Source organism: Saccharopolyspora endophytica, assembly GCF_018070075.1.
In the GTDB taxonomy this organism is placed as follows: domain Bacteria; phylum Actinomycetota; class Actinomycetes; order Mycobacteriales; family Pseudonocardiaceae; genus Saccharopolyspora; species Saccharopolyspora endophytica.
Genome location: NZ_JAGPXE010000029.1, coordinates 1 through 14669, shown reverse-complemented (window position 1 = coordinate 14669; position 14669 = coordinate 1). Strand labels below are relative to the sequence as shown.

Annotated in this window: 16 protein-coding genes; 14 read left to right on the top strand and 2 right to left on the bottom strand. The window is 67.1% G+C overall.

Features of this window, described 5'->3' with window-relative positions; genetic code table 11:
• Positions 1-481 precede the first annotated feature (481 nt).
• Entirely contained in the window at positions 482-1711 is a 1230-nt protein-coding gene (locus tag KBO27_RS33300; protein WP_173284231.1) for a helix-turn-helix domain-containing protein, read from the bottom strand.
• 191 nt (positions 1712-1902) lie between these two features.
• Here KBO27_RS33300 and KBO27_RS33295 point away from each other — a divergent pair, with 191 nt between their 5' ends.
• Positions 1903-2106 (top strand): hypothetical protein, encoded by a 204-nt coding sequence (locus KBO27_RS33295; RefSeq protein ID WP_173284233.1) that lies wholly within the window; start codon positions 1903-1905, stop codon positions 2104-2106.
• A gap of 5 nt (positions 2107-2111) precedes the next feature.
• Here KBO27_RS33295 and KBO27_RS33290 read toward each other — a convergent pair whose 3' ends face one another.
• Positions 2112-2477, bottom strand: coding sequence for a GntR family transcriptional regulator (locus KBO27_RS33290; RefSeq protein WP_173284235.1), 366 nt, complete (start codon positions 2475-2477; stop codon positions 2112-2114).
• A 214-nt stretch (positions 2478-2691) separates the two neighbouring features.
• Here KBO27_RS33290 and KBO27_RS33285 point away from each other — a divergent pair, with 214 nt between their 5' ends.
• The 13 genes from KBO27_RS33285 to KBO27_RS33225 all read left to right on the top strand — a co-directional run bounded on the left by KBO27_RS33285 (position 2692) and on the right by KBO27_RS33225 (position 14511).
• Positions 2692-2883, top strand: coding sequence for a helix-turn-helix domain-containing protein (locus tag KBO27_RS33285; protein ID WP_173284255.1), 192 nt, complete (start codon positions 2692-2694; stop codon positions 2881-2883).
• Positions 2880-3191: a WhiB family transcriptional regulator gene (locus tag KBO27_RS33280; protein WP_173284237.1), complete on the top strand. Its 312-nt coding sequence runs from the start codon at positions 2880-2882 to the stop codon at positions 3189-3191. The genes KBO27_RS33285 and KBO27_RS33280 overlap by 4 nt, the downstream gene beginning before the upstream one ends.
• Positions 3191-3964 carry a DUF4097 family beta strand repeat-containing protein gene (locus KBO27_RS33275; RefSeq protein WP_246538828.1) on the top strand — a complete coding sequence of 258 codons (774 nt, stop codon included), beginning with the start codon at positions 3191-3193 and terminating at the stop codon, positions 3962-3964. The genes KBO27_RS33280 and KBO27_RS33275 overlap by 1 nt, the downstream gene beginning before the upstream one ends.
• A gap of 72 nt (positions 3965-4036) precedes the next feature.
• Positions 4037-4921, top strand: coding sequence for a hypothetical protein (locus KBO27_RS33270; RefSeq protein WP_173284241.1), 885 nt, complete (start codon positions 4037-4039; stop codon positions 4919-4921).
• A gap of 18 nt (positions 4922-4939) precedes the next feature.
• Positions 4940-5401 (top strand): DUF3307 domain-containing protein, encoded by a 462-nt coding sequence (locus KBO27_RS33265; RefSeq protein ID WP_173284243.1) that lies wholly within the window; start codon positions 4940-4942, stop codon positions 5399-5401.
• An 18-nt stretch (positions 5402-5419) separates the two neighbouring features.
• Entirely contained in the window at positions 5420-5593 is a 174-nt protein-coding gene (locus KBO27_RS33260; protein WP_173284245.1) for a hypothetical protein, read from the top strand.
• Between the two features lie 88 nt (positions 5594-5681).
• Entirely contained in the window at positions 5682-5960 is a 279-nt protein-coding gene (locus KBO27_RS33255) for a hypothetical protein (RefSeq protein WP_173284247.1), read from the top strand.
• Positions 5957-7255 (top strand): hypothetical protein, encoded by a 1299-nt coding sequence (locus KBO27_RS33250; protein ID WP_173284249.1) that lies wholly within the window; start codon positions 5957-5959, stop codon positions 7253-7255. The genes KBO27_RS33255 and KBO27_RS33250 overlap by 4 nt, the downstream gene beginning before the upstream one ends.
• A gap of 135 nt (positions 7256-7390) precedes the next feature.
• Positions 7391-9571, top strand: coding sequence for a zonular occludens toxin domain-containing protein (locus tag KBO27_RS33245; RefSeq protein WP_210973814.1), 2181 nt, complete (start codon positions 7391-7393; stop codon positions 9569-9571).
• Positions 9572-9769: 198 nt separating this feature from the next.
• The gene (locus KBO27_RS33240) at positions 9770-10783 is read left to right on the top strand and encodes a bifunctional DNA primase/polymerase (RefSeq protein ID WP_227997807.1); all 1014 of its coding nucleotides are present in this window, start codon (positions 9770-9772) and stop codon (positions 10781-10783) included.
• Positions 10780-12378: a hypothetical protein gene (locus KBO27_RS33235; protein WP_210973813.1), complete on the top strand. Its 1599-nt coding sequence runs from the start codon at positions 10780-10782 to the stop codon at positions 12376-12378. Before KBO27_RS33240 ends, KBO27_RS33235 begins: the two co-directional genes overlap by 4 nt.
• 383 nt (positions 12379-12761) lie before the next feature.
• A complete protein-coding gene (locus KBO27_RS33230; RefSeq protein ID WP_173284253.1) occupies positions 12762-12968 on the top strand; it encodes a helix-turn-helix domain-containing protein in 207 nt (68 codons plus the stop codon).
• A gap of 55 nt (positions 12969-13023) precedes the next feature.
• Positions 13024-14511, top strand: a complete 1488-nt coding sequence (locus KBO27_RS33225; protein WP_227997810.1) for a tyrosine-type recombinase/integrase — start codon at positions 13024-13026, stop codon at positions 14509-14511.
• The last annotated feature ends 158 nt before the right edge of the window (positions 14512-14669 follow it).

The window sequence follows — 14669 nt, the reverse complement described above, 5'->3', positions numbered from 1 at the left end:
GCGGAGGATACGGGATTCGAACCCGTGAGGGCTATTAACCCAACACGATTTCCAATTCCGATGGCGCGAGTGCCAGGGGGTAGCTGAACGTGCCTTTTGCCTGGTCAGTGGCACTACGGCAACATCAGGTGTGGCTTGATCCGTGCGCGTACTGAGACGAGAACTGAGACGAACCAACGACGCGGATCTAGATGCGCGACCGTCCGGGCGAGGGGGTCAGTCGCGCATCCTGTGTTTGTGGCGTCAGCTGCGTTCTCAGGGCTCCGTGAGAGCGCCGCTGACGAGGCTCGCCGAGGTAGCCGCGAACCGCGATCTGACCAGAGCGGGCCGTTCAGCGCGGCCCACACGGCAGAAGACGACCCCTCTAGGTCTAGAGCATCGCGTCTCTAGGTCTAGAGGGGTCGCTAGATGTTCATGTCTTGGGTGACCAGCGTTCTAGGGCTTAGGGGCGGCCTCTCGTGGTCGTGACAACCCGCGCCAATCACGCTCGCTGGATGCCGCGCAGCTGCTCTAGGTAGGCATCCGCTTCAGGCTCGCCGTCGTACTGGTCCTTGAGGACCTGGGCCAGGTCTTGTGAGTGCATTGCGAGGGACGGGAGCGACTTTCGGTCGCCGTCGAGCGCGCGTCGACCGTAGCCGATTGCCTCGTCGAGGTTGCCTTCCCGGGCCGCCACAACGCCGAGCGTGACTTGTGCTTCCGCGATCCGCATAGGCCACCGTTCGTTGCCCTGGAAATCGGTGCTGGCTCGGATCACTTCCTCGGACAGCTCACGTGCCAAGCGGTTCTCGCCGACCTGGCGGTAGCAGTCCATGGCGTAGAAGTCGTACTTCGACGGGTCCACCATGAAGTGGTTTTCGACGTTGTCGGGGTACGGCATGCCATCAAGGAGCACGCGACCGTGTTCAAGGGTCTTCAGCATCTCGTCGCCTCGCCCCATGCGGGCAAGCGCTTTTGCCTTCTGGGCAACGAGTTGGACCGACACACTGTGATTGCCCGATGCGGCTATTCCCGCGTCGGCTGCCGCAACGACGCCTCGGTAGTCGCCCGAAGTGAGAGCGAACCAGGCGCGCATTTCGTGCGCCCAGCCCAGGATTCCCGAGCTTCCAACCTCTTGGCCCAGGCTCAGCGCGGACCGTCGAGTCGCCTCGGCTGCATGCCGTTGCCCGAGGTCGTATTCGAGACAACCGACCAACAGCGCCAGCCAACCAGCCAGTTCGAGAGTTTCGCGGCGTTGGCTGAAATTGAGGCGCTGTTCTTGCATCTCGACTAGACGGCGTAGCCACTGCTGGCCTTCGCGAATCAGTTCCTGAGGGGCGATCCGCGCGTACTCGGAACACAATTTGTCCACAGTGATCCGGACAGCTTGCAGGGTGGCTTCGTTGACGTCCGATGCCGACAGGCGACTCATGATGTCGAGCGTGCTCATGCCCGTGGCGGTAACCAGTTCAAGGCCCTCGCTCGCCCGCTGCGGTGGCGGAAATAGCGAAGCGGTGACAGTACCGAGCGTCGCGGCGATCACAGACGAATAAAAGCTCCCGGGCTTGTTTTCGCCGCGCTCCCACGCCTTCCAACGGCGAAGAAGATGATCGGTTTCCGGAAGTTCCTGATCGGAGTGCGCCCGCATCTGCTGTGCGGCCTCAAGTTGGGTCCATCCGCGCGCCTCGCGCATCGAGCGGATGCGTCGCGCCCAGTTCGGCAGATCCTCGCTCATCCGGCCTCCTCGGTGGTGTGCCCGCCTCACCAGTGTGGCATCGGGAGAAGCGCCACCGGGGGTGTCACAAGGTGATGCACGTTTATCACCCTCGTCCCTCTCGTAACACCTGTCCCAACACTGTCACCAGCCCCTTTGTTCCGGCGATCGTGGTGTCACAGCCAAACGGGACACATGAGGAGGGGCCGGAGATGGCGAAAAACTCGATGCCGGTGATGCCAAAGGCGGGCGGCGGCGTGCTGGCGAAGTTGATGTGGTCGCTGGTCGTCATCGCACTGATCGTGCTGGTGGTTAAGCACCCCACCGATGCCGCGGCGATTGCACGGGGTGGCTTTGAGCTGATCGGCGGGACGGTCGAGGGCCTGGTGTCGTTCTTTCGGCAGGTCGGACAGTGAGGTGCTCAGCTGTGCGGCAGCCGTTGCTCGATGCGGGCCAGCCGCTCGGTGATCGCGTCGAGGCGCTGCACAACCTCGATGAGCATGTCGCGAGCATCGTCCGATCCCGGCGCGGTTTCGGCGGGTCCGTCGAGACCTTCTCGGCGGACCCATGTGCCCTCGCCCTGCCTGCTGACGATCAGTCGTTCATCGCGGAGCACTGCGAGCGCGCTTTTCACGGTGCCAAGGGAAACGCCGTACTCGGCAACCAGTTCGGCCTGCTTGGGCAGGCGTTGACCTGGCCCAAGCGTGCCGTCGTGGATCGCCGCACGGAGGTAGTCGGCGACCTGTTGGTAGGGGGCCCGGGGGCTATCGGGGTCAACTTTTCCCATGTCAGAGAGCGTACCGGCGTAGTCCAGATAGGCGACTTAGAAGAGATAGCCTTGACTAGGTTGACTATGTTGTCTAACGTTCCAGTCATGCCGGTTGTTGCAGGGTTCTCAAGCACTCGGCCGGACAACAAAAAGGCCCTGGTCAGTGCGGGCACACCGACCAGGGCAGGGCATCTCAGTTTGGAGACCGAAGATGCAGTTTGAGGGTAGCCGGATGTACCGCGTGAAGGCAGTGGCCGAAGCGCTCGATGTATCCGTGAACACCATCTATCGCGCGATCGACTCTGGCGCGCTCAAGGCGCTGAAGATCGGCAACGGCAAGGGCGCGGTCCGGATTCCCGGCTCGGCGCTGAACGCCTACCTCGGCAATTGCGCCTTGGGTGCCGACGAGGGGGTGATCGCATGACCATGCAACAGCGGATTAACCGGCACGACGCGCTGTACAAGCTGCTGACCAACCTGCCGGGCGCTGACTTGGGTGTAGCTCCGGAGTGCGCGGAAACCGACCCGGAGGTCTTTTTCCCGGAGCCGGGTCGTGTCGACCTTGCGCGGCAGGCGATCGAGATCTGCGAGCGCTGCCCGGTGCGGGACGCCTGCTTGGAGCTGGCGGTGCGCGACGGCGAGTGGGGCATCTGGGGCGGCATGACCGAGGGGCGGCGTCGCAAGATCCGCGCCGAGCGTCGCCTGGCTTCGCAGGATCAGGAGGCGGCGTGATGAAGCGGTTGACGCATTCGGATTCGGGTCCGGTGTCGTTGGTGCTGGGGCTGGCGGCTGGTGAGGTCGAGGTCATCGCGGAGGACCGTGAGGACGCGGTTGTCGAGCTGGCTCCGGTTGTTGCTGGTGACGAGGTCGCCGAGGACCTGATCGCTCGGGTGGAGGGTTCCAGCCGCGGCGAGGTGCTCGAGGTGCGGGTTCCGTACCCGGAGCCGGTGCACATCGGGAGCACGACGTTCGGTCCGGGAGCGGCGGGCACGGTCACGGCGGTGTTCGCCGGTAGCGGCAGCGTCACGGTGTTCAACGGCCCCGTCGTCAGCGGTGGCGCTGTCGTTCAGCAGGTCACGACCGGTGGCGCGGTCCGGGTGGTCGCTCGGGTTCCGATGCGGTCGGTGCTCTGCACGGACACGCTGTCGGCGAGCGTGCGGGCCGGTGACGGGCTGCGCGAGGTCGAGGCGCAGTCGAAGTCCGGCGCGGTCGAGGTCGGCGCGGTCGAGCAGGTCTCGGTCCACACCATTTCCGGTGCCGTCCGGGTCGGCGAGTCCGCCGACGTCGCGGTCAAGACGGTCTCTGGGGCGATCCGGGTGCTGCGGCTGACGGGCTCGACGCAGGCCAAGACCGTGTCGGGTTCGGTGGACGTCCACGCGGCCGGTGACTCGCGAGTGCAGGTCAAGACCGTCTCCGGGTCGATCGAGGTGACCGCCGCCGACGGGGCTCGCGTGCAGTGCCACACCAAGACCGTGTCCGGTCGAGTCCGCGCTCCGCGCAGTTAGGGCGGGGTGGCGGCGATGGACGCTTACCAGGCGATGGTTCCTAGGGAGTTTCGGGGCCGGTTCCGGGGATCGATGGATCTCCAGTTGGAGAACCCGACTCCGGAGGGCCGGAAGTTCTTCACCCTCACCTCTGGGGACATCGACTACGACGCCGAGGCGTTCTTCGGTCGCGGCTACTGCCACTGGCTGGCCGGGGCGATCCACTCCCTGACCGGGTTCGAGCTCATCACCTACGACTACCGGTCGGCCGAGGGCAGTTGGGCTCCGGCCCATACGGCGGTGAAGACGCCCAACGGCACGGTGCTGGACATCTTCGGTGACCACCACCCGTCGGAGGTCGTGCGCCGCTACGAGCAGAACGGCCACTTCGAGGTCCGCACTCGCTGCATTCCCACCGAGCGATTCTGCGGCGAGGTCATCACAGGAGCCGACGAGAACCGCGGCGACCCGATGTGGTGGGCCAAGGGCATGTTCGGCCGACAGGACTTCCTGGTCCTGGTGACGCACTTCGCGCGGGTGCTGCTGGTCAAGCACGGATACGGCTCCTACCTGCGCTACGAGGAAACCCCTTCCGCCGCCGACGTACGTACGGCTCCCGATCTGGTCCGCAGCGAGAGGGAGTGGCGGGAGCAGCAAGAGAAGGAAAACAGGATCAAACGCTGGTCCGAGAGGGCCGCTACCGCAGGAGGTTCAGGAATGTCGCTCACCGAGCAGGCCCGCGCCCAGCTGGCCCAGTCGATGGAGAAGGCCGAGTACATCCGGGGTGCGCTCCGGCAGGCCACGTTGGACTCCGAGGGCAACGCCGAGCTGATCTCGCAGGTCAGCGACGAGTCGCAGAGCTTGGTCGAGGCCGCGGGCTACTACCGGCAGATCAACCAGCAGCTGATCGAGCTGCACGGCCTGATCGACCGGGCCACCGAGCTCACCGAGTCCTACTCCATGCAGCTGGCTGCCTGAGCGGGGAAGGACGTAGACATGGCGCTCAACCTCGTTGCCGCGCTGGTGTTCGCGGTCGTGCTCCCGACGCTGCTGGTCGCGCACAACGTGGCCGATCACTGGGTGCAGACCTCGCACCAGGCTGCCACGAAGGGGATTCCGGACTGGTCCGGGCGCTGGGCCTGTTTCAAGCACGTGGCCAGCTACACCGCCACCACCGCCGGTGCGGTTGGCGTGGTGTGGGCCGTGCTCGACCTGCCCATCCACCCAGCGGCGTTCGTCGCGGGCCAGCTGGTCAGTGCAGTGACGCACTACTGGGCCGACCGACGCCACACCCTCGCCCGACTCGCCGAGATCACCGGCAACGGCGGCTTCTACCGGCTTGGTGCACCCCGCACCGGCCACGACGACAACCCGAGCTTGGGCACCGGGGCCTACGTCCTGGACCAGTCCTGGCACTGGTTGTGGCTGTTCGCCGCAGCCCTGATCACCACCCTCTGAACAGGAAGGACACCGGAAATGGGCAAGAGCAATCCCTGGCACACGATCGTCAAGAAGTCCTGGTGGGACGGCTCGATGATCACCCTGTGCGGCCAGAAGATCCCGAGCGGCAAGGGCGAGTCCGACTTCTGGTACCTGCCCCGCACCGGACCCGACTGCCCGACCTGCGAGGCACTGAAGACCGGGAAGTAGTTCCGCCCCGGCCCAGCAGTCACTCCGCCAAGAACGCCTGCTGGGCCGGGTTCCCCACCCGATCCAAGAAATCCGGAAGGGACTTCCGATGCTAGAGAACCTGCTCAACCTCGGTGCGCGTGGCGTGCTGCTGCTGGCCGCTGCGGCCGGTGTGCTCGCCGTCGCTGCCCTGGTTGTCACCTGGCGGGCCGTGTTGCCCGCCGTGTTGATCGGCCTGCTGGCCATTGGGAGCGGCTTGGTCCGCACGGTGGCGCTGGCCGGATTCCTGCTGATCGCGGTGCTGCGCGTGCTGATGGTGGGCATCGAGCGCCTCGGCTACGCCGTGCCGGCACCTCGACTGCGTGCCCGAAAGGTGGTGACGGCATGACCACGCGACCCAGTGGCGGCGACGTGATCGACGCCTACCTGACCAGCAACGACACAGGAGAGGGCAGCGGGATGCAGTCGTATCACTGGACCGCCGAGAACCAGCTGGAAACCGACCCGGCCGGGATCACCCCGCTGGCCGACGTGAGCCCGGGCGACTACGACGAGGCCGCCAAGAGCGACATCTGGACCACCGGCACCGGTCGGCATGTCACCCGTGCGGCGATCCCGAACCCGGACCGGTTGGCGGCGATCCGGCGGGTGGCCGACCGAGTCGTGTCGATGCAGGACGACGACGTGCTCATCGAGGCCATGACCGAAGACGAGCTGGCCGAGGCCCGGGCACTGGGCCGTCAGCGGCGGGAAGCCCGCCGCGGCCACGAGCACGACATGCTCACCGCCGACCTCGCCGAAGAGCAGGAAGCCGCCAAGCACGAGCAGGCCATGCGCACGCGCCACCGCCAGGCCCAGGAGCGCATCGCCGAGGCCAAGGAGCGCCAGCAGCGCGCGACTGACCCGTCGTACCGCCTGGTGCTGCTCAACCGGCTGCGGACCTGGCTGCCGCTGGCCGCCCTGCTGCCCGGCCTGGCCTCGGTCGTGCTGGGCACGCTCAACGCCGGGAGCCGCCTGAACGTGATCTCACCGGACACCCGGCTAGTGAACTGGCTGATCGAGCCCATGTTCAGCGTCGGCGTGCTGGTGATCCTGGTGGCCCAGTGGCTCGGTGCGGTGCCCAGCGCGCTGCACTCGCTCAAGCAGGCAGGCCAGGCCCACGGCATCGGAGCGAAGCTGAAGGCCGCCGCGGCCAACGGGTTCTTCCTCATGGAGCTGCTGCTGTTCTTCGCCACCGTCGTGTTGCAGATCGGCATCCACTACATCGGCCCCGACCCCGCCTCCGACATCGGCCCGCTGGTGTGGCTGTTCGTCCCGCTCGGCCTGCTGATCTCCATGGCACTGGTTCCGGCGGTCTCGACCCGACTCACCGCCGCGTTCGTCGGCGAGGTCGCCGCCGCCGAAAACCGCCTCACCACCCCCACCGAGACGCGAGACGAAACCGGGTTCTCCACGGGCTCTGACCTGCATCGGGAGAAGGCCGGGGAGACCTCTCCGGGGAAGCCGGAGAATCCCGCCCGCTACGGCTCCAAGACCCGGGCGCGCGAGGAGTTCTGGCAGCTGGTCACCACCGGCGACCTGGACCCGGCCACCGAGAAGGTCAACGCGATCGCCAAGCGCCTGAACACCCGCTGGGAGAACGCCCGCGAGTTCGTCGCCGAGTGGCGCGAACACGCCGCCTGATCGCCCACCCCTGACATCGACCACATCGGCCCCGCCTGCCTGCCAGGCACCGGGGCGGGGCCGAGCCATCCCTTTTTCCGCCCCTTCCGCACCGCCACGAGGTGAATTCTGATGATGCCGCACGAGGAAAACGCCATGGCTGAGGTGATCCGGTTCCCTCACCGCGACACCGAGAGCACCACGGTGCACGCGGTCGCTGAGCGCATCGACCACACCGACGCCATCGCCAACGAGACCGCGGGCTCTGAGGTCGAGTCCCGGCCGGACACCCTTCCCGCGCAGCGGGAACGCCGTCCGCTGCTTTCGCCTGAGTTGAAGGAGAAGGCCAAAACCGCTGGGCAGAACACGGTTCGGGTCACCAAGCGCCACGCGTTCATCGTGGCCAAGGGCATGGAATCGGCACGCCAGCAGCGCAAGGCCGAGAAGAAGCAGGCTGACCTGAAGACGGCGCGCGCCGCGGCGGCTTCCGCTGGCGACTACGCCACCGTCAAGGAGATCTCGGCGCGCATGTCCGCCGACAAGCTCTCGGCCATCGAGACCGCCAAAGCCCGGCTTGACCTGTGCTGGGAGATGGTCAAAAAGGCCGCGGTGGCCATCTGCGTGATCGTCGGTATCGCGGTCGTTGTCGGCCTGATCAACGGCATGGGCGACTGGCTGGGGCAGTGGAACGCCCTGGACGTGCTGTACCTGCTCGGCATGGTCATCACCGGCCTGTTCCGGGCCGTGCAGTGGTCGGTGCTGAACTGGTCGATACTCGGACCTGCGGCGATGATGACCGTGACCGCCCTGTGGCTGTCCCGGCGGTGGCGCGACGGCAAGAAGCTCGGCGAGCAGGCCCTTCCGGCGAACCTGCGCCGCGGCGCGAGCGCGACCGAGTTCCCGTTCGACGAAAACGCGCTGGTCGCCGCCCTGGCACACATCGGTGTCCCCGCGCTTAACGCCGCGAGCAAGGACGGCTGGCCCAACCGCGAGACCGACAACGCGTGGGTGGAGTTCCCGCACAAGGACGGCAACGGCATGGCCGCCAGCCTGCGGATGCCGATGAACGCCCCGGTGGAAAAGATCCAGAAGGCCAAGGTGTCGCTGGCGCACAACCTCGGGTGCCTGCCCGCTGAGCTGTGGTTGAACAAGAACGACGACGACCCGCAGGTCCTGGACCTGTTCCGCCTCGACCGTGGTGAGCTGCGCAAACCCGCCCCGGCCCATCCGCTGCTGCACGGCGGTGAGGCCGACTACTTCAAGGGCTTCCCGGTCGGTGTGTCTCCGCGCGGCACCGAGATCACCGGCTACACCTTCGAACGCAACTACGTGGCCAGCGGAACCATGGGATCGGGCAAGTCCACGCTGGTCCTGAACCTGGTGGGTGCCGCCGCGCTGGATCCGCTGGTGGACATCGACGTGTTCGTCTTCGCTGACAACGCCGACTACGACCCGCTCAGGCCGGTGTTCAACCGGTTCGTCATGGGCGACACCGAGGACAACGTTGCTGCCTGCCAGGACCACATCGCCGACCTGCACGCCGACCTGGCCAAGCGCGGCAAGCTGCTGCAAAAGCACGGCGCGCGCAAGGTCAGCCGCGAGCTGGCCGCCAAGGAACCCGGGCTGCGTCCGCGCATCGTGGTCATCGACGAGTGCCAGTCCTACTTCCGGCAGGACAAGCCCGAAGACCGCCGCGCGGTGGTCAACGGCATGGTCCGGTTCTTCTCCGCAGCCCGCAAGTACGGCATCACCTGCATCTTTGTCACCCCGGTGCCCTCCGACCAGTCGCTGCCGCGTGACCTCGTGGCCGTCACCAGCAACCTGGCCTGCTTCGCCATCGGCGACAAGACCCGCAACAACGTCGTCCTGGGCGACAAGGCCCACGAGAACGGCATCTCCGCTCTCGGCCTCAAGCCCGCCAACCCGGAAACCGGCGAGCTCAACGACGTCGGCACTGCGATCACCAGGGGGATTCACCACCGAAGACGGCACCGTACTGCGCACCTACTACCTCGATGTGCAGGCGCTGACCGCGATCGCCCAACGGGCGCTGGAAATCCGGGGCGGTGCAGTCCAGGCCGACGAACCCGACGACGAGCCCGACCTGCTCGAAGACGTGCTGGACGTCATGGGCGATGCCGAGGAATCCCGCGGCGCGGAAGTCGCTTCCGCGCTCAGTGCCCGCTCGGCGCGCTACCGGTCCTGGAAGCGCGCGGACCTGGTCGAGGCGCTGGGCGAGTGCGGCGTGACCGTGCCCTCCACCGGCAACACCTGGCCGGTCAAGCGCGACCGCGTGCTCGCCGCCCAGAGCGCCGTCTCCGACGACGACACCGATGAGGACTAGTTAGCCCCCGCACCCCGGGCGAACAACCGCCCAGCAGGGCTCTGACGGGCCGCCCGGGCGGGGGCTAACTCCCCTAACTTCCCTAATTTTCCCAGCTCAAGCGGGGTTAACCCAGCGAGTTACGGATCTAACTCGCCCCGGGCGAACTAACCCCGGATCTAACCCCCCATCTCATTCACAGGAGCAGCCGCATGACCTCCCTGACGACGCCCTTGCGCATCGCCTCGTGGCTCGCGGAACACGGCATGCACGTGTTCCCGCTGCGCCCGGGTTCGAAGCGTCCGTTTGGCAACTGCCCGCTCTGCCGCGACGGCCGCTGCATCCCGGATGAGTGCAAGTGTCTGACCCGCAACCGCCCCTGCCACGGCTACAAGGCCGCCACCCTCGACCCGGTCCAGATCCGGCGCTGGTGGTCCTGGACGGCCAACGCCAACGTCGGCATCGCCACCGGCCCCTCCGGCCTGGTCGTGCTCGACCTCGACTGCAAGGCCAAGGCGCCCGAACCAGCGGGGCCGGGGGTGGATGTCCGGGTGAGCGACGGGCTGGCCGCGTTCGAGGCGATCACCGCCGCCGAGGGGCAGGCGTGGCCGGACACCCTCACCGTCGCCACCCCCTCGGACGGACGGCACCTCTACTTCACCGCCACCGATCAGCGGGTGGTCAGTGACGCCAGCGGCAAGGTGGGCCATCAGATCGACATCCGCGCTGAGGGCGGCTACGTCGTCGCTCCCGGCTGCGAGATCACCGCGCCACCTGAAGACCGGGCCGGGGCCTACACCCGGCTAACCGGGGTGGAGATCGCGCCGCTGCCGGGCTGGCTGCAGGCCCGGCTCGCCCCGCCACCGCGCCCAGCCGCGCCCATGCCGGCACCCAGCCCGTCGCTGTTCGGAAACGGCGGTCACGCGCCCGGCTACTGGCAGCAGGTGTGGTCCGGCGAGCTGGGCAAGGTCGAAACCGAGCCGGGAGAGCGGTGGCGCATCGTCTATGCCTCCGCCCGCCGCCTGGCCAACCTCGCCGCCCACGACACCGCGCCCTGGACACAGGACGAGGCGATCGAGGCGCTGACCGCCGCAGCACTTCGCCGCCGGGAACGCACCGGCAAGCCACTCGACGCCGCGGCCGCGCGCCGCAACGCCCGCAAGGGCTGGGAACGCGGCACCGCTGACGGTCCGGACTCGCTGCGGGGTCTGGGTGGTGCGGCATGAGCGAACCACACACCAACACCGGGCGACCATCGCTGTGGCCAGTGGGACCCGACGGGCGGCCGAAGGTGAAGGTCAGCACCAACCCCGATGCCATGCGCGTGCTCTACAACGCGGTCGGCAATCGGCTGCTGCCTGACACCTACGTCCAAGACGGCTCGCCCGTGGTCGTCGAGGCCATCTCCGGGGCCGGTGACCCGACCGCCGGTGACGACGACGTGGCCTTGCCACTGGCCGCTTCCGAGCTGCGCGCGGCCGGGCTGGCCAGCCTGCTGGCAGAGCACGCCCACGTCGTCAAGCCGGAGATGGACAAGGCGGGCAACACCACCGAGGTCGAGTTCTCGCCACCGACCAACGTGCTCAACGCTGTGCTGTCGCGGCGCTCGTGGCCGGACCTGCCGGTGCTGCGGCGGATCATCTCGACCCCGGTCCTGCGGCCGGACGGCACGCTGCTGCAAGAGCCCGGCTACGACCCGGCCACCGGATACCTGCTCGCCAGCCGCACCCACCTCGAACCCGTCCCCGAGCGGCCCAGCGCCGAGCAGGTCGCCGAGGCGCGGGAGTTCATGTTGGAGCGCTTCCTGCACGACTTCCCGTGGCGCAGCCCGGCCGACCGGGCGAACTACCTCGGTTTGCTCATCACTCCGATCATCCGGCCGTTCACCCGCGCGCTCTCGCCGTTCGGGGTGATCGACGCGACCATGCCCGGCAGCGGCAAGACCATCCTGTCCGGCTGCGTCGGGCTGCTCGTCGGGCAGCGGGTGATGACCTGGACCGACTCCGAAGACGAGCTGCGCAAAGGCATCACCTCGGTGTTGGCCGACCAGGTCGGCGTCGTGGTCTTCGACAACCTCGAAGAGGGCGCGGTCATCAACTCCGCGGTCCTGGCCCGGCTGGTCACCGAACGGACCTGGACCGACCGCAAGCTCGGCACCAACACCACGCCGACGTTCCCCAACGACCGGCTGTGGCTGGCCACCGGCAACAACCTGCGCGTCGGCGGCGACATGGCCAGCCGCACCGTATGGGTACGGCTCGATCCCGACTGCCCCCGCCCCGAGGCGCGGGCCGGGTTCACCATCCCCAACCTCGACAGCTGGATCCTCGACCCCGCCAACCAGGCCACCGTCCTGCGGCACGTGCTCACCCTGATCCTGGACTGGACCGCCCACGGTGCACCGATCTCCACCCAGGTACCGCAGATGCGCCAGTTCACCCGCTGGGCACAGCACATCGGCGGGTTCCTCGAACACCACGGCATCGGCGGGTTCCTGGCCAACGCCGAGTCCTCCCGCGCCCTTGATGACGACGCCGCGGAATGGCGCGCGTTCCTGCTGCGCTGGCACGCCCTGCACGGCGAAAAGCCGCTGACCGCCAACGAACTGCGCGCCAGCGCCGAACCCAGCTGGGGCACAGACCCCTGGGTTGGGAGCTTCCCCACCACCGCCCGAGGTGACCTGCCCAGCGTCAAAGCACTGGGCAGAAAGCTCACCGGCCAGATCGGCCGCTGGCGCGGCGACGTCGTTCTACGCAGCGTGATCGACGAAGTGACCAACGCGCGCTCCTACCGAGTCCAACGCCAACCCGAAACCCCGTAACCCCCGAAACCAAACCCGGAAACCCGGAAACCCGGAGAACCCCAAGATGACCAGCACTAACACCACCAGAACAACACCGGACTCAAACCCGGCCAGATCACCACCAAACCCAGAAACCCGGCGATCTCGGGATTCCAAACCCGCAAACCCGGACCAAACCCGGCGACAAAACACCAGCTCACACCTACATCGCCGGGTTTCCGGGTTTAAAACCCCGATTCCCAGCCCTGAGAACACCACCCGAAACCCACCACGAACCCGAGCGCCACCAGCGAGACCGAAAGGTCACGCCACGTAGCCACGCGATTCCCGGCAAGAGCTACCAACTCGGGGGGAGCGCGGCGGACGTTCCAACGCCCGGTCGCCTGAGGAGGCAAACGGAAATGAACCAGCACATCACCGGCCAGCCTCGTGTCCTGCTCACGATCGAACAGGCCGCTCACCAACTCTCGTTGAGTCGGACCACGATGTTCCGGCTCATCAAGACCGGCGACATCGCCTCAGTGCGGATTGGCAGAGCCCGCCGGATCGCAGCCGAAGCGATTGAGGACTACGTCCACCGCCTGTCCTCTGAACAGCGCGCCGCCTGACTAGCTGACCCAGCCTACGTAACCTGACCAGCAATTTTACGAGGAGCACACCGCGATGCCGCGTAAGAACCGCGATGAAGGCACCCGGGCGCCCAACGGCGCGAGCAGCATCTACAAGGGCAAAGACGGCTACTGGCACGGCCGCGTCTGGATGGGCACCAAGGACGACGGCAGTGAGGACCGTCGCCACAGGTCAGCGAAGAGCGAAACAGAGCTCCTCAATAAGGTTCGCAAGCTCGAACGGGAGCGGGACAGCGGCAAGGTGCAGAAGCCTGGCCGCGCCTGGACCGTCGAGAAATGGCTTACGCACTGGGTGGAGAACATCGCCGCTCCCACCGTGCGGCCGACCACGATGGTCGGCTACCGCGCCTCGGTGTATAAGCATCTGATCCCCGGCGTGGGCAAGCACCGGATCGACAGGTTGCAGCCGGAACACCTCGAAAAGCTCTACGCCAAGATGCAGCGCGATGGACTCAAGGCCGCGACAGCGCACCTCGCGCACCGGACGGTGCGGGTCGCGCTGAACGAGGCCAAGAAGCGACGTCACATCACCGAGAACCCGGCCAATATCGCGAAGCCGCCCAGGGTGGACGAGGAGGAGATTGTCCCGTTCACGGTGGATGAAGCCCGCCGGATCCTCGCAGCAGCTGCGGAGACGCGGAACGGCGCTCGCTTTGTCATCGCGCTGACCCTTGGCCTGCGCAGGGGTGAAGCACTCGGGTTGAAGTGGTCGGATCTCTCGATCACCTGGAAGCACGGATGCCGGAAGGGGAGCGCGTGCCGGGTGGGTCGCCGAGCCGAGCAGTGCGGCGAGCGTCGCGGCAGCGGCACGCTCGTCATCCGGCGCGCGATTCAGCAGCAGGTTTGGCAGCACGGTTGCTCAGAGGACAAGCCGTGCGACCACCGCTACGGCGCTCACTGCCCGCGCCGGCATAGCGGCGGTGTGGTCGTGACCGATGTGAAGTCCAGGGCGGGTCGGCGAACCGTGGGCCTTCCGCACCCGGTGGTGGAAGCGCTCGAAGAGCACCGCGCCCGCCAGCGGACAGAGCGGGAGAAGGCGCGCAACGAGTGGGACGACGCCGATTGGGTCTTCACGAACAGGTGGGGTCGCCCGGTTCATCCGACCGTTGACTACGACGCCTGGAAGGCACTGCTCAGGGCAGCGAACGTGCGCAACGCGCGGTTGCACGACGCACGCCACACCGCGGCGACGATGTTGCTGGTGTTGAAGGTTCCGCTGCCTGCGGTCATGGAAATCATGGGCTGGTCGGAAGCCTCTATGGCCAAGCGCTACATGCACGTGCCGCACGAGCTCGTGACCGCGATCGCGGACCAGGTGGGTGACCTGGTGTGGCCCGTCCCAGAGACCGAGGAGGAGGCGCCACCGCCTGAGGAGGAGTGGGCGCTGGACGCCAACCAGGTGGCGGCGATCCGGAAGCTGGCCGGAGCTCTCCCGCCGCAGTTGCGGGAGCAGTTCGAGGCGCTGCTGCCCGGCGACGACGAGGACGACGGCCCGACTTCGGGAGTGGTCATCCCTGCGTAACCAGTGCGGCCAGAACCCGGCCTAACGGGGCCTACTGAGACGAAAACTGAGACTGGACATGCGAGAGGCCCGGAAGCGAGATCGCTTCCGGGCCTCTGACCTGCGGAGGATACGGGATTCGAACCCGTGAGGGCTATTAACCCAACACGATTTCCAAT

Bases quoted from the DNA above. Each gene is read 5' to 3' on its own strand.
- KBO27_RS33300 (WP_173284231.1), bottom strand. From the start codon at position 1,711: ATGAGCGAGGATCTGCCGAACTGGGCGCGACGCATCCGCTCGATGCGC.
- KBO27_RS33295 (WP_173284233.1), top strand. From the start codon at position 1,903: ATGGCGAAAAACTCGATGCCGGTGATGCCAAAGGCGGGCGGCGGCGTG.
- KBO27_RS33290 (WP_173284235.1), bottom strand. From the start codon at position 2,477: ATGGGAAAAGTTGACCCCGATAGCCCCCGGGCCCCCTACCAACAGGTC.
- KBO27_RS33285 (WP_173284255.1), top strand. From the start codon at position 2,692: ATGTACCGCGTGAAGGCAGTGGCCGAAGCGCTCGATGTATCCGTGAAC.
- KBO27_RS33280 (WP_173284237.1), top strand. From the start codon at position 2,880: ATGACCATGCAACAGCGGATTAACCGGCACGACGCGCTGTACAAGCTG.
- KBO27_RS33275 (WP_246538828.1), top strand. From the start codon at position 3,191: ATGAAGCGGTTGACGCATTCGGATTCGGGTCCGGTGTCGTTGGTGCTG.
- KBO27_RS33270 (WP_173284241.1), top strand. From the start codon at position 4,037: ATGGATCTCCAGTTGGAGAACCCGACTCCGGAGGGCCGGAAGTTCTTC.
- KBO27_RS33265 (WP_173284243.1), top strand. From the start codon at position 4,940: ATGGCGCTCAACCTCGTTGCCGCGCTGGTGTTCGCGGTCGTGCTCCCG.
- KBO27_RS33260 (WP_173284245.1), top strand. From the start codon at position 5,420: ATGGGCAAGAGCAATCCCTGGCACACGATCGTCAAGAAGTCCTGGTGG.
- KBO27_RS33255 (WP_173284247.1), top strand. From the start codon at position 5,682: ATGCTAGAGAACCTGCTCAACCTCGGTGCGCGTGGCGTGCTGCTGCTG.
- KBO27_RS33250 (WP_173284249.1), top strand. From the start codon at position 5,957: ATGACCACGCGACCCAGTGGCGGCGACGTGATCGACGCCTACCTGACC.
- KBO27_RS33245 (WP_210973814.1), top strand. From the start codon at position 7,391: ATGGCTGAGGTGATCCGGTTCCCTCACCGCGACACCGAGAGCACCACG.
- KBO27_RS33240 (WP_227997807.1), top strand. From the start codon at position 9,770: ATGACCTCCCTGACGACGCCCTTGCGCATCGCCTCGTGGCTCGCGGAA.
- KBO27_RS33235 (WP_210973813.1), top strand. From the start codon at position 10,780: ATGAGCGAACCACACACCAACACCGGGCGACCATCGCTGTGGCCAGTG.
- KBO27_RS33230 (WP_173284253.1), top strand. From the start codon at position 12,762: ATGAACCAGCACATCACCGGCCAGCCTCGTGTCCTGCTCACGATCGAA.
- KBO27_RS33225 (WP_227997810.1), top strand. From the start codon at position 13,024: ATGCCGCGTAAGAACCGCGATGAAGGCACCCGGGCGCCCAACGGCGCG.